This is a genomic window from Leifsonia sp. NPDC077715 (assembly GCF_040686855.1).
Taxonomy (GTDB): Bacteria; Actinomycetota; Actinomycetes; order Actinomycetales; family Microbacteriaceae; genus Leifsonia.
Genome location: NZ_JBFBOG010000002.1, coordinates 425,397 through 438,346, shown reverse-complemented (window position 1 = coordinate 438,346; position 12,950 = coordinate 425,397). Strand labels below are relative to the sequence as shown.

At 69.6% G+C, this 12,950-nt stretch carries 12 protein-coding genes; 7 read left to right on the top strand and 5 right to left on the bottom strand.

The annotated features are described in order from the left end of the window. Nucleotides 1-978 carry a zinc-binding dehydrogenase gene (locus tag AB0P25_RS09120; protein ID WP_363806792.1) on the top strand — a complete coding sequence of 326 codons (978 nt, stop codon included), beginning with the start codon at nt 1-3 and terminating at the stop codon, nt 976-978. Nucleotides 979-1,021: 43 nt separating this feature from the next. Then, nucleotides 1,022-3,154, top strand: a complete 2,133-nt coding sequence (locus AB0P25_RS09115) for a S9 family peptidase (protein WP_363806791.1) — start codon at nt 1,022-1,024, stop codon at nt 3,152-3,154. A 91-nt stretch (nt 3,155-3,245) separates the two neighbouring features. Here the strand turns inward: AB0P25_RS09115 and AB0P25_RS09110 are convergent, their stop codons facing one another. Continuing rightward, nucleotides 3,246-4,070 carry an aldo/keto reductase gene (locus AB0P25_RS09110; RefSeq protein ID WP_363806790.1) on the bottom strand — a complete coding sequence of 275 codons (825 nt, stop codon included), beginning with the start codon at nt 4,068-4,070 and terminating at the stop codon, nt 3,246-3,248. A gap of 56 nt (nt 4,071-4,126) precedes the next feature. On the opposite strand from AB0P25_RS09110, the gene AB0P25_RS09105 reads away from it, so the two are divergent. Both AB0P25_RS09105 and AB0P25_RS09100 read left to right on the top strand, forming a co-directional pair. Continuing rightward, nucleotides 4,127-4,669 (top strand): type 1 glutamine amidotransferase domain-containing protein, encoded by a 543-nt coding sequence (locus tag AB0P25_RS09105; RefSeq protein WP_363806789.1) that lies wholly within the window; start codon nt 4,127-4,129, stop codon nt 4,667-4,669. 104 nt (nt 4,670-4,773) lie between these two features. After that, nucleotides 4,774-5,055, top strand: a complete 282-nt coding sequence (locus AB0P25_RS09100; RefSeq protein WP_064110694.1) for a hypothetical protein — start codon at nt 4,774-4,776, stop codon at nt 5,053-5,055. A 57-nt stretch (nt 5,056-5,112) separates the two neighbouring features. Here the strand turns inward: AB0P25_RS09100 and AB0P25_RS09095 are convergent, their stop codons facing one another. Beyond that, a complete protein-coding gene (locus AB0P25_RS09095; protein ID WP_363806787.1) occupies nt 5,113-5,532 on the bottom strand; it encodes a hypothetical protein in 420 nt (139 codons plus the stop codon). 162 nt (nt 5,533-5,694) lie between these two features. Here AB0P25_RS09095 and AB0P25_RS09090 point away from each other — a divergent pair, with 162 nt between their 5' ends. Both AB0P25_RS09090 and AB0P25_RS09085 read left to right on the top strand, forming a co-directional pair. Continuing rightward, nucleotides 5,695-6,843 (top strand): zinc-dependent alcohol dehydrogenase, encoded by a 1,149-nt coding sequence (locus tag AB0P25_RS09090; protein WP_363806786.1) that lies wholly within the window; start codon nt 5,695-5,697, stop codon nt 6,841-6,843. A gap of 13 nt (nt 6,844-6,856) precedes the next feature. Beyond that, complete coding sequence (locus tag AB0P25_RS09085) at nt 6,857-7,426, top strand: hypothetical protein (protein ID WP_363806785.1); 570 nt, start codon at nt 6,857-6,859, stop codon at nt 7,424-7,426. A 143-nt stretch (nt 7,427-7,569) separates the two neighbouring features. On the opposite strand, the gene AB0P25_RS09080 is transcribed toward AB0P25_RS09085, so the two are convergent. The 3 genes from AB0P25_RS09080 to AB0P25_RS09070 all read right to left on the bottom strand — a co-directional run bounded on the left by AB0P25_RS09080 (nt 7,570) and on the right by AB0P25_RS09070 (nt 12,053). After that, complete coding sequence (locus AB0P25_RS09080) at nt 7,570-9,645, bottom strand: ABC transporter ATP-binding protein (protein ID WP_363806784.1); 2,076 nt, start codon at nt 9,643-9,645, stop codon at nt 7,570-7,572. Nucleotide 9,646: 1 nt separating this feature from the next. Beyond that, nucleotides 9,647-11,380, bottom strand: coding sequence for an ABC transporter ATP-binding protein (locus AB0P25_RS09075; RefSeq protein WP_363806783.1), 1,734 nt, complete (start codon nt 11,378-11,380; stop codon nt 9,647-9,649). Nucleotides 11,381-11,498: 118 nt separating this feature from the next. Further along, entirely contained in the window at nt 11,499-12,053 is a 555-nt protein-coding gene (locus AB0P25_RS09070; RefSeq protein WP_363806782.1) for a dihydrofolate reductase family protein, read from the bottom strand. Nucleotides 12,054-12,154: 101 nt separating this feature from the next. Here AB0P25_RS09070 and AB0P25_RS09065 point away from each other — a divergent pair, with 101 nt between their 5' ends. Further along, entirely contained in the window at nt 12,155-12,946 is a 792-nt protein-coding gene (locus AB0P25_RS09065) for an MBL fold metallo-hydrolase (protein ID WP_363806780.1), read from the top strand. The last annotated feature ends 4 nt before the right edge of the window (nt 12,947-12,950 follow it).

The following is a 12,950-nucleotide window of genomic DNA, read 5'->3' as shown; positions in this document are numbered from 1 at the left end:
ATGAAGGCGCTCATCCACCACGAGTTCGGCGACCCGGCCCAGGTTCTGGCCACCGAGGAGCGTCCGCTCCCCGACCCCGGTGCGAGCGAGGTCCGCGTCCGCCTCCTGCTCTCCCCCATCCACAACCACGACCTGTGGACCGTGCGCGGCACCTACGGCTTCAAGCCCGAGCTGCCCGCGCAGGCCGGCACCGAGGCGCTGGGTGTCGTGGATGCGCTCGGCGAGGGCGTCGACACCCTCACGGTCGGCCAGCGGGTCGTCACGGGCGGAACGTTCGGCGTCTGGAGCGAGTACTTCGTCACCTGCGCCGCCGGGCTCATCCCCGTCCCGGACGGCCTCCCCGACGAGTCCGCCGCCCAGCTCGTCTCGATGCCGTTCAGCGCCATCAGCCTGCTGGAATCGCTCGACCTGAACGAAGGCGACTGGCTCATCCAGAATGCCGCCAACGGCGCCGTCGGCAGGATGGTCGCCCAGCTCGGCGCCGCCCGCGGGCTCAACGTCGTGGGCCTGGTCCGCCGGTCCGCCGGTGTCGACGAGCTCCGCGCACAGGGCATCGAGCGCGTCATCGCGACCGACGACGACGGCTGGCGCGACCGACTGGCCGAGATCACCGGCGGGGCCCCGATCCGCGTGGGCGTCGACTCCGTCGGCGGGACCTCCGCGGGCGACGTGCTGTCGACGCTCGCCGAGAACGGCACGCTCGTCGTGTTCGGGGCCATGGCGTCCCCGACCCTCGAGCTGGCCTCGGGCGACATCATCTTCAAGCAGGCCACCGTGAAGGGGTTCTGGGGCAGCGTCGTCAGCCGCGAGATGCCCGCCGACACCCGCGGCCGCCTGTTCCAGGAGCTGTTCGCCCGCATCCTCGACGGGACGCTGACCCTTCCGGTCGCGAGCATCCACACCCTCGATGAGATCGCGTCCGCCGTAGCCGCGAGCGACCAGCCGGGCCGCGTCGGCAAGGTGCTGCTGCGTCCCTGACCGGGACCCCGCCGGGGAGGGCTGCGCCCGATAGCCTGGGCTCATGCTCACCCCGCCGGTCACGCCGAAGAAGCCCGTCGAACGCACCCACCACGGCGACGTCTACGTCGACGACTACGAGTGGCTGCGCGAGAAGGAGGACCCGGCGGTCATCGCGCATCTCCACGAGGAGAACGCGTACACCAACGCGCGCACCGAGCACCTTGCGGTGCTGCGCGAGCAGATCTTCGACGAGATCAAGACGCGCACCCGCGAGACCGACATGAGCGTCCCGGTGCGCGAGGGCGACTGGTGGTACTACACCCGCACCATCGAGGGGAAGCAGTACGGCATCCACTGCCGCGCCCCCATCGCGTCCGCGGACGACTGGGTGCCGCCGGTGCTCGACGAGGCCGCCCAGCAGAACGGCCTTCCCGGCGAGCAGATCCTGCTCGACGACAACGTGGAGGCCGAGGGTCACGACTTCTACGCGCTCGGCAGCTTCGACGTCAGCGCCGACGGCACGCGCCTCCTCTGGGCCGTCGACACCGAGGGCGACGAGCGCTACACGCTCCGCGTGCGGTCGCTCGCCGGCGACGGTGCGACCTTCCCCGACGAGATCGCCGGCACAGCGGGCGGCGCGCTGTTCGATCAGACCGGCGCCTACGTCTTCTACACGACGGTCGACGACTCCTGGCGGCCGGACACCGTATGGCGCCACCGCGTGGGCGACGGCCCCGGTGTCGATGACATCCAGGTCTTCCACGAGCCGGACGAGCGCTTCTGGATCGGCGTGGGCCTCACCCGCAGCCGCCGGTTCCTCGTGATCGAGGCCGGCTCCAGCATCACCAGCGAGGCGTCGCTGCTCCGCTCGGACGACCCGACCGGCCAGTTCCGCGTCGTCTGGCCGCGGAAGGACGGCGTCGAGTACGACGTCGAGCACGCGGTGGTCGGCGGCCACGACCGGCTGCTGATCGTGCACAACGACGACGCCGTCAACTTCGAGCTGGTCAGCGTCTCCGCGGACGACCCGCAGGGCCCCAAGCGCGTCCTGCTCCCCCACGACCCGGCCGTGCGCCTGGAGGGGGTGGATGCGTTCCGCGACTTCGTCAGCGTCGAGTACCGCCGCGAGGGCATGACCCGCGTCGCCGTCGCCCGCCTCCCCCACGACGGCGAGCCGAAGGACGACACCCCGCACGAGCTGCACTTCGACGAGGAGCTGTTCACCGTCGGCGTCGGCGGCAACCCCGAGTGGACGCAGCCGTTCCTCCGCCTCGGCTACGGCAGCTTCGTCACCCCGTCGACCGTCTACGACTACGACGTGGCGACCGGCGAGCTCGCCCTGCGCAAGCAGCAGCCGGTGCTGGGCGGCTTCGACCCGTCGCTGTTCGAGCAGCGCCGCGAGTGGGCCGTCGCCGAGGACGGCGCCCGCGTCCCGATCTCGCTCGTCTACCGTCGCGACCTCGTGACGCCCGGCGAGCCGGCGCCGCTGGTGCTCTACGGCTACGGCTCGTACGAGGCCAGCATGGATCCGTCGTTCGGCATCCCGCGCCTGAGCCTCCTGGACCGGGGCGTCGTCTTCGCCATCGCCCACGTCCGCGGCGGCGGCGAGCTCGGCCGCCTCTGGTACGAGAACGGAAAGGAGCTGCACAAGAAGAACACCTTCACCGACTTCGTCGCCGCCGCCCGCCACCTCGTCGATCGCGGCTGGACCGAGACGTCCCGCATGGCGGCACAGGGCGGAAGCGCCGGCGGCCTGCTGATGGGCGCCGTCGCGAACCTCGCGCCTCGGGACTTCGCCGGGATCCTCGCCGAGGTGCCGTTCGTGGACCCGCTCACCAGCATCCTGGATCCGTCGCTCCCGCTGACGGTGATCGAGTGGGACGAGTGGGGAGACCCGCTGCACGACCCCGAGGTCTACGACTACATGAAGTCGTACTCGCCCTACGAGAACGTGCATCGCACGACCTACCCGCGCATCCTCGCGATCACGAGCCTCAACGACACCCGCGTGCTCTACGTCGAGCCGGCGAAATGGGTCGCGAAGCTGCGCGAGGTGGGGGCCGACCCGCTGCTCAAGATCGAGATGGCCGCCGGCCACGGCGGCGTCTCGGGTCGATACGCTGCCTGGCGCGAGCGGGCGTTCGCCCTGGCCTGGCTGCTGGACGTCGTCGGGGCGCATCCCTCGGGCGAGTGAGCGGGTGCAGGGGTGGTGAAGGCCGACCTGAAGAAGGAGCTCGGCGCCTACACGGCGGCGCGCGGCTGCGTCAGCCGGTGGAACGGGCGGGCTAGCCCAGGTCGTCCGGGTCCTTCCCCGTCCGCTCGCCCGACTCCAACCCGGCGATCGCGGCGAGGTCGTCCGCATCCAGCTCGAACCCGAACACGTCGAGGTTCGACCGGATCCGCTCGGGCGAGGTCGACTTCGGGATGACGACGTTGCCGAGCTGGAGCTGCCACCGGATCACGACCTGCGCCGGGCTGACCCCGTGCTTTGCGGCCAGCCGGTCGAGCGTCGGATCGCCGAGGATGCGCCCGCGCGCGAGCGGCGACCATGCCTCCGTCACGATGCCGTGGGCCGCGTCGTAGGCGCGCACCTCGGCCTGTGGCAGCCATGGGTGCAGCTCCACCTGGTTGACGGCGGGCACCGTCTCCGTCTCGCGCGCCAGCCGCTCCAGGTGGTGGATGTGGAAGTTCGCGACCCCGATCGACCGCGCCCGCCCCTCATCCCGTACCCGCTCCAGCGCGCGCCAGGTCTCGACGTACCGGTCGCTCTTCGGCGCCGGCCAGTGGATGAGGAACAGGTCGATCGTGTCGAAGCCCAGCCGCTGGAGGCTGGCGTCGAACGACCGGAGGGTCGAGTCGTAGCCGTTCTCCGTCCACCACACCTTGCTGGTGACGAACACCTCCGAGCGGTCCAGCCCGCTGCGCCGCACGCCCTCGCCGACTCCGCGCTCGTTCTCGTAGAAGGCGGCGGTGTCGATGTGGCGGTATCCCGCGTCCAAAGCCGTCACCACCGCGTCCGCGGTCCCGGCCTCCGGGATCTTGTACACGCCGAATCCCAGCTGCGGGATGGTGGTGCCGTCGTTGAGAGTCAGCTCCGGGATGCTCGCCATGGGTTCATTCTGCCGCGCCGCGCGCGTACAGGTGGGGTCTCGGAAGGAGAACACTCATGGCATTGAATGGAAAGACGATCGCGTTCCTCGTGGGTCCGGAGGGCATCGAGCAGGCGGAGCTGGTGGAGCCCTGGTCCGCGGTGAGCGGCGCCGGCGGCACGCCGAAGCTGATCTCGAAGGAGGACGGCACGGTTCAGGCGTTCAACCACCTCACCCCGGCCGACACGTTCCCGGTGGATGCGACCCTGGATGCGGCGAGCGCCGACCAGTACGACGCGCTCGTGCTGCCGGGCGGCGTCGCCAACGGAGACGAGGTGCGCACCTTCCCGGAGGCCGTATCCCTGGTGAAGGCGTTCGCGGATGCGGGCAAGCCGATCGCGGTGATCTGCCACGGCGGCTGGGTGCTCATCGAGGCGGGCGTGGTGTCCGGACGCACACTGACGTCCTGGCCGAGCCTGCAGACCGACTACCGGAACGCAGGCGCGACCTGGGTCGACGAGCAGGTGCACGTCGACGAGGGACCGTTCACGCTGGTGTCGTCCCGCAAGCCCGACGACCTCGAGGCCTTCAACCGCGAGCTGCTGAAGGCGTTCGAGTAGCGGACGGTGAGCGTTCCCTGGCAATGGCCTCCACGGCGGTTGCCCCCGTTCGGGGGATGCGGGAACGTAGGTGGCTCCTGGAAAACACGACGGAAGGAGAGCGCATGCTCACCCTCACGGAGAACGCCAGCACGATCGTCAAGACGCTGACCGACCAGTCCCCGGACGAGACCGCGGGCCTGCGCATCAGCAGCAGCAACCCCGACAGCACCGCCTTCGCGGCGGCCGTCACCCCGGAGCCGGAGGCATCCGACCAGGTGGTGGAGTCGGGCGGCGCCCGCATCTTCCTCGAGACGCAGGCGGCTCAGGTGCTCGATGACAAGGTGCTGGACGCCCAGGTCGACGAGCAGGGCGGCGTCAGCTTCGCGATCGGCGCGCTCGCCTGAGCGCAGGCCCCGCACGCGAGGAGGCCCGGAACCGTTCGGTTCCGGGCCTCCTGCGGTTCAGGACACGTCGGACTTCTCCGACGCGTCACCATTTCCCGGCGCATCCGGAACGGGCGTCGCTTCGGGGGTCGAGGACGGCAGGTCGTCCGCGATGATCGGATGCGGCGCGGTGCGGTCGTCGGGCAGACCCCACAACGGTTCACCCTCCCCCGCGTCGAGCAGGAACTCGACGGCCGACGTCCAGAACGGGACGATCTTCATCGGCGGGATCTCCTCCTCGCCCGGGAAGTGAGCCGCGAAGTGGACCTCCGGGTCGCCGTTGATCGGGTCGGACGCGGTGATGAGCCCGTAGTACTTCTCGTCGTCCACGACCCGCCAGCGTCCGGTGCGGCCGTGCTCCGGCTCGAGCTGGACGGTGTAACCGCCGTACTTGAATTCGGGGCCGGGCGGCAGGGTGGCGCGGGGGTCGTTCGACATGCTCCCGTTCTACGACCGCCGCTGCCCGGAGGGCAACTCGTTCACTTGCCTAGGAAAACGGTGTAAGGGCCGGGGGTACACCGGCACACGAGCGTGTCAACTCCTCGACGCGATCTCGCGGTGGGCATCGAGTGAGGTCCATCCCACGACGAGAGGAGCCCCATGCTGGCGATGACATACCGCGGGCCGTACAAGGTCCGCGCGGAAGAGAAGGACCGGCCGAAGATCGAGCATCCCGGCGACGCGATCGTTCGCGTGACGCTGGCGGCGATCTGCGGGTCGGACCTGCATCTGTATCACGGCATGATGCCGGACACCCGCATCGGCCACACGTTCGGGCACGAGTTCATCGGGGTCGTGGACGAGGTGGGGTCGGACGTCCAGAACCTCAAGGTGGGCGACCGCGTGATGGTGCCGTTCAACATCTTCTGCGGCAGCTGCTACTTCTGCGTCCGCGGCCTCTACTCCAACTGCCACAACGTGAATCCCAACGCGACCGCGGTCGGCGGCATCTACGGGTACTCGCACACGACCGGCGGCTACGACGGCGGCCAGGCGGAGTACGTGCGGGTGCCGTTCGCGGACGTCGGGCCGACGATCATCCCGGACTGGATGTCGGACGACGACGCCGTGACGCTCACCGACGCGTGCCCGACCGGGTACTTCGGCGCCCAGCTCGCCGAGATCGAGGAGGGGGACACGGTCGTCGTGTTCGGCTCGGGGCCTGTCGGGCTCTACGCCGCGAAGTCCTCCTGGCTCATGGGCGCGGGCCGGGTGATCGTGGTCGACCACATGAACTACCGCCTCCAGAAGGCGCAGGAGTTCGCCCAGGCCGAGACGTACAACTTCGTCGAGGAGGGCGACATCGTCCGCAAGATGAAGTACCTCACCGACGGGCTCGGCGCGGACCGCGTCATCGACGCCGTCGGAGCGGAGGCGGATGGCGCTGCCCTGCAGCACATCACCGCGGCGAAGCTGAAGCTGCAGGGCGGTTCGCCGGTCGCGCTCAACTGGGCGATCGACTCGGTGCGCAAGGGCGGGACCATCTCGGTCATGGGCGCCTACGGGCCGCTCTTCAGCGCGGTCAAGTTCGGGGACGCGATGAACAAGGGCCTGCGGATCAACACCAACCAGTGCCCGGTGAAGCGGCAGTGGCCACGGCTGTTCGAGCACGTCCGCAACGGCTACCTGAAGCCGTCCGAGATCGTCACACACCGCATCCCGCTCGAGCACATCCAGGACGGGTACCACCTGTTCTCGAACAAGCTCGACGGCATCATCAAGCCGCTCGTCGTTCCGAGCGCGGCCTAGGAAGGAGAACGTCATGCCCTACGTCGCAAGCGACCACTCCAAGAAGTACGACCCGGAGGCGCTCCGCCAGCGCATTCCCGGCTGGGGCGCCGACAGCGACCCGGCCGACCGTCCGTCGCATCCGCGCGAGAAGCTGAGGGACCCCGAGGACACCGGTGCGCACTGGACCTTCCCGGCGCGCCAAGAGCCGGTCGGCAAGCGGGAGCGGTCGGTCGAGCACACCGCGATGCCGCCGGTCTTCGGGACGGCACAGCCGCTGCACGGCGTCTCGGGCGCCATCCGGCGCTTCGCCTACGACCGGTACAGCGAGGGCCAGACCGCCCACTGGCTCCTGCTGGTGGTGGGCGATCGGGTGGATGCGATCAGCTCGCACGTGAAGTCCCTCGCCAGTCGCCGGCCGGACGACCCGATCACCGAGTCGGGCGTGCTCTCGGAGGCCGGACACCATCCGCTGTCGTCGCGCTTCGGCCAGGGCCGCGCCGACGTCAGGCACATTTGGCTCGACCCGATCATCGTGGCCGGCCCGTGGGTGCTCGCCGGCGTCATCGCGGTGCGGACCGTCGCGAAGATCGTTCGGCGGTAGACCGAAGCTGGAACCGTCGTTTTAGCCGCACGCGGCGGCGGTGGCGTCAAGCGCGTGACGCGCGGGCGCCACCGCCGTTGTATGGGCTCCGGTGCGCGGGCCGCACAACCCCGCTCGCGGCTCGCGCACCACCTCGTCGGCCCTTACGGCGCTGCCACCTCTGCCTGCTCCTGCTCCTCGCGGGCCTCCTCCGACTCCGCGTCGTCGCCCCGGAACTGCGTCATGTAGAGGTCGTAGTAGGCGCCGCGACGCGCGAGCAGCGTCGCGTGGTCGCCCTGCTCCACGATGCGTCCGTGCTCCATCACCAGGATGGTGTGCGCATCCCGGATCGTGGAGAGCCGGTGCGCGATGACGAACGACGTGCGGTCGGTCCGCAGCGCGGCCATCGCGTGCTGGACCAGCAGCTCGGTGCGGGTGTCGACCGAGGAGGTCGCCTCGTCGAGGATGAGCAGCGACGGGTTGGCGATGAAGGCGCGTGCGATGGTGATGAGCTGCCGCTCGCCGGCCGAGACGTTGCCGCCCTCGGCGTCGATGACGGTGTCGTAACCGTCCGGCAGCTGCCGCACGAAGCGGTCGACCATCGTGGCCTTTGCGGCCGCGATCACCTCGTCGTCCGTCGCGTCGAGCCGGCCGTAGCGGATGTTCTCGCGGATCGTGCCGGAGAACAGCCAGGCGTCCTGCAGCACCATCCCCACCTGGCCGCGCAGTTCGGCGCGGGAGAGGTGCGTGGTGTCGATCCCGTCGAGGCGGATGGTGCCGCCGTTCAGCTCGTAGAACCGCATGATCAGGTTGACCAGCGTCGTCTTGCCCGCGCCGGTCGGCCCGACGATGGCGACGGTGCTCCCCGGCTGGACCTTGAGGGAGAGATCCTGGATGAGCTCCGTCTCGGGGTCGTAGGAGAAGTCGACGTGGTCGAGTTCGACCCGGCCGTCCGCGCGCTCCGGAAGGTGCTCGGTCGCGGTGTCCGGCGTCTGCTCCTCGGAGTCCAGGAACTCAAACGTCCGCTCCGCCGACGCCACACCCGACTGCAGCATGTTGGCCATGCCGGCGATCTGTCCGATCGGCTGCGAGAACTCGCGCGAGTACTGGATGAACGCGGTCGCGTCGCCGATGGTCAGCTGTCCGGCCGCCACCTTGAGACCGCCGACCACGGCGATCAGCACGTAGGAGAGGTACGAGACGAAGTTCATCGCCGGCATGATGCTGCCCGAGACGAACTGCGCGCCGACCTGCGCCCCATGGAGGGTGGAGTTGCGCTTGTCGAACTCCTCCAGCATCACCTCGTCGCGGCCGAACGCCCGCACGAGGTCGAGGCCCGAGTAGGACTCCTCGATGTGCCCGTTGAGCGCTCCGGTGGAGGCCCACTGCGTCTTGAACAGCTTCTGCGACCGGGAGCCGATGACACCGGCGATCACACCCGACAGCGGGATGGAGATCAACGCGATCAGCGCGAGCTGCCACGAGACGATGAACATCATGATGCCGATGCCGATCACCATCAGGACCGACTGGATCAGCTGCGAGAACGCCTGCTGCAACGCCGTCTGGATGTTGTCGACGTCGTTGGTGACCCGCGACATCAGGTCGCCGCGCTGGCGGGTGTCGAAGTAGCTCAGCGGCAGGCGGTTGAGCTTCGCCTCGACGTCCTTGCGCAGGCCGTAGACCACGCGCATCACGAGCGCGTTGAGGAGGTAGCCCTGCCACCACTGCAGCAGCGAGGCGACGAGGTACATGGTCAGCACGATGAGGAGCAGCCGCCCGAGCTCGGTGAAGTCGATGCCCTGGCCGGTGGTCACGCCGGACCCGGCGATCACATCGGCGAGCTGGCTCTGCCCGGCCGCCCGCAGCTGCTCGACCACCTGGTCGACCGGCACGCCCGGGGGCAGCTGCGACGCGATGACGCCCTGGAAGATGACGTTCGTCGCGTCGCCGAGGATCTTCGGCGCGATGACGACGAGCACGACCGACACGACCGTGAGCAGCGTGACCCACGCCATCCCGAGCCATTCGGGCTTGAGCAGGCCCATCAGCCGCTTGAACGACGGCCAGAAGTTCTCGGCCTTCTTCGCGGGCGCGCCGCCGAACATGTCGCCGTCGCCCTCGCCGGGCGTGAAGTCGTACTCCTCTTCGAGCTCGTCGAGGACGATGTCCTTCGCCGTCGGCTCCTGCCCCGGCTGGGGACGACCGCCGCGCTTCTTGCGTTCCGTGGTGCGCGCCATCTCAGGCCACCTCCAGGCTCAGCTGCGACTCGACGATCTCGCGGTACGTCTCGTTCGACTCGAGCAGTTCGTCGTGCGTGCCCTGTCCGACGACCCGGCCGTCGTCCATGACGATGATGGTGTCGGCTTCGCGGATCGTGGAGACGCGCTGCGCGACCACGATCACCGCCGCATCCCCGGTCGAGTCGGCGAGCGCCCGTCTCAGTCGTGCATCCGTGGCCACGTCGAGCGCCGAGAACGAGTCGTCGAAGAGGAACACCTTCGGGCGGGCGACCAGTGCCCGGGCGATGCAGAGCCGCTGGCGCTGGCCGCCCGAGACGTTCGTCCCGCCCTGCGCGATGCGCTCATCGAGACCGCGCTCCTTGGCGCGCACGAAGTCCTCCGCCTGCGCCACCCGCAGCGCCTCCCACAGCTCCTCGTCGGTCGCATCCGGCCGGCCGAAGCGCAGGTTCGAGGCGATCGTGCCGGAGAAGAGGTACGGACGCTGCGGGACGAGTCCGAGCACACCGGCGACCTGCTTGCGGTCGAGCTCGGCCACCGGCACGCCGCCGATGCGGACGCGGCCCTCCTGGGGCGTGAACAGGTTCGCGATGACGGACACGAGCGTCGTCTTGCCCGAGCCTGTGGAGCCGACGATCGCCGTCACCCTGCCCGGCTCGGCCGTGAACGTCACGTCGCTCAGGACCGGCTTCTCGGCGCCCGGGTAGCCGAAGGTCACATCCTGCACCTCGACACGGCCGTCGACCGGCAGCGCCGACGCCCCCGCACCTTCGGCCGACGAGCTCGGCCGAGCGCTCAGCACCTCGTCGATGCGCTCGGCGCAGACCATCGCGCGCGGGATCATCATCGCCATGAATACGCCCATCATGACCGCCACGAGGATCTGCAGCAGGTACTGCAGGAACGCGGTCAGCGCGCCGATCTGGATGTCGCCCTCGTCGACCCGGTGACCGCCGAACCACAGCACGGCGACCGTCGCCGCGTTGAGGATGAGCATGATGATCGGGAACATCAGCACGAAGACGTTGCCGACCTTCACCGAGATGCGCGTGAGCGCGGCGTTCGCGTCGTCGTAGCGCTGCGTCTCGAACTTCTCGCGGACGAACGCGCGGATCACGCGGATGCCCACGATCTGCTCGCGGATGACGCCGTTCACCCCGTCGATGCGCTCCTGCATGATCCGGAACATCGGGAGCAGGATCGTGACCAGGATGCCGACGACGATGAACAGCACGGCGACCGACACCCAGATCAGCCAGGACAGGCCGGCGTCGACACGCACCGCGAAGATGATGCCGGCGATGCACATGATCGGGGTGGACACCATGAAGTTGAACGTCATCAGCAGCAGCATCTGCACCTGCTGCACGTCGTTCGTGTTGCGCGTTATCAGCGTCGGCGTGCCCCAGCGGGCGAGGTCGAGCGAGGGCAGCGCATCCACCTTGCGGTAGAAGGAGCGCCGGATGTCGGCGCCGGCCGACATCGAGGCGCGGGCGCCGAAGTAGGTGGCGGCGACGGCGGCGATCACCTGCACGAAGCAGACGATGAGCATCATGCCGCCGGTGCGCCAGATGAAGTCGGTGTCGCCCTTGACGACGCCCTTGTCGATGATGTCGGCGTTGAGCGTCGGCAGGTAGAGGGCGGCCATGGTCGCGATCAGCTGGAGGATCACGACCGCGGTCACCGCGCGCCAGTACGGGCGCACGAAGCGGAGGGAGAGACGAAGCAGAGTCACAGTGGTTCCCGGTGTGCTGTGTGTGGGTGTGGTGCCGATCATCCTCGGCACCACCGACGCTATTCGTTATTGAGGACGGCTGGCGACCTCAATCGTGACGCGCGCTGCGGCGGCGACGTCAGGCGGCGGTGTAGTGGAGGTGGAGGACGCCGTTGTCGTAGGCGTCGTGGTGGCGCAGCCGCAGCGTGGCCGGTGCGCTCCCGTCGGGGAACAGGCGGGCGCCGGTGCCCCGGACGACGGGATAGACGAACAGGTGCAACGACCCGAGCAGCCCGTCGGCGAGCAGCGACCGCACGAGCGAGCCGGAGCCGCTGACGTAGACGCCCTCGTACCCGTCGGCGAACTCGCGGATGCGGTCGGCGTCGTAGGCTCCGAGCGACCGCGAGTTGGACCAGGTGCGCTCCGCGGCCTCGTCGTCGAGCGACGAGCTGACGACGGCCTTCGGGCTGTCGTTGAAGAACGGTGCTCCGGGGTCGTCGGCCGCGGTGCGCTGCGACCAGGCTGGCGCGAACATCTCGAACGTGCGCCGCCCGAGGAGGATCGCGCCGGACTGCCGCGTGATGCGCCCGATGTCCTCGCCCATCTCCGGATCGAAGCCGAACTCGGCCGTCCACGACGGATCCTCGAACACACCGTCCAGCGAGACGAACTCGTGCACAGCGATCGCGCCCATACGATTCCCCTTTCCCGCGGAACAGCTTAGGGGGTGGGCGGGGATTCCGCCTCCCCTGTCAAGCCCTGCGCCGGGCTCGCCTGGGCGCGTACGACGGCAGCATGACGCGCACGATCCCCCTCACCCCCGACCGCCGGAAGGGCGCCCCGCGCCTGACCGCCGAGGTCGTGCCGGGCGTCCATCGCCTGGAGCACGCCTTCACCAACTGCTACCTGCTCGCCGACGGCGACGCCTGGACGCTCGTGGATGCGGCGTTCCCGAAGACCTGGGGTCCGCTGGTGCATGCGGCTCACGCGGTGGGCCTGCGGATGCGCGACCTGCAGGGCATCGTCTTGACGCACGGACATTTCGATCATGTCGGCTTCGCCGAGCGGGCGATCGAGGAGCTGGGCGTGCCGGTGTTCGTGCACGCGGAGGACCGTCGCCTCGCCGCGCATCCGTACCGGTACAAGCGGGAGCACACACCGTTCGTCTACCCCTTCCTCTACCCGCGGTCGATCGGCGCGGTCGGCGGGATGGTGAGGGCGGGCGCGCTGCGCGTGAAGGGCGTCGAGGCCGTGTCCGAACTGCCCGGCAACGGGATGCTCGACCTCCCCGGCCGCCCCGAGGTCGTCTTCACCCCGGGCCACACCTTCGGGCACTGCGGCCTGCTGCTGCGCGACCGCGAGACGCTGCTCAGCGGGGACGCCATCGTCACCCTCGACCCGTACAAGGGCATCCCGGGCGCGCAGATCATCGCGGGGGCCGCGACGGCGGATTCCACGATGGCGCTCCGGACACTGGACAGGATCCTCGCCACGGGCGCGCGCACCATCCTCCCGGGGCACGGGGAGCCGTGGTGGGACGGCGTGGAGGCGGCGGTGGCGTCGGCGCGCGCGATCGGGCGCAGCTGACGCA

Coding starts and splice junctions, on each gene's coding strand:
- AB0P25_RS09105 (WP_363806789.1), top strand. CDS start 4,127: ATGGCATTGAATGGAAAGACGATCGCGTTCCTCGTGGGTCCGGAGGGC.
- AB0P25_RS09085 (WP_363806785.1), top strand. CDS start 6,857: ATGCCCTACGTCGCAAGCGACCACTCCAAGAAGTACGACCCGGAGGCG.
- AB0P25_RS09080 (WP_363806784.1), bottom strand. CDS start 9,645: ATGGCGCGCACCACGGAACGCAAGAAGCGCGGCGGTCGTCCCCAGCCG.
- AB0P25_RS09065 (WP_363806780.1), top strand. CDS start 12,155: ATGACGCGCACGATCCCCCTCACCCCCGACCGCCGGAAGGGCGCCCCG.
- AB0P25_RS09090 (WP_363806786.1), top strand. CDS start 5,695: ATGCTGGCGATGACATACCGCGGGCCGTACAAGGTCCGCGCGGAAGAG.
- AB0P25_RS09095 (WP_363806787.1), bottom strand. CDS start 5,532: ATGTCGAACGACCCCCGCGCCACCCTGCCGCCCGGCCCCGAATTCAAG.
- AB0P25_RS09070 (WP_363806782.1), bottom strand. CDS start 12,053: ATGGGCGCGATCGCTGTGCACGAGTTCGTCTCGCTGGACGGTGTGTTC.
- AB0P25_RS09115 (WP_363806791.1), top strand. CDS start 1,022: ATGCTCACCCCGCCGGTCACGCCGAAGAAGCCCGTCGAACGCACCCAC.
- AB0P25_RS09100 (WP_064110694.1), top strand. CDS start 4,774: ATGCTCACCCTCACGGAGAACGCCAGCACGATCGTCAAGACGCTGACC.
- AB0P25_RS09120 (WP_363806792.1), top strand. CDS start 1: ATGAAGGCGCTCATCCACCACGAGTTCGGCGACCCGGCCCAGGTTCTG.
- AB0P25_RS09110 (WP_363806790.1), bottom strand. CDS start 4,070: ATGGCGAGCATCCCGGAGCTGACTCTCAACGACGGCACCACCATCCCG.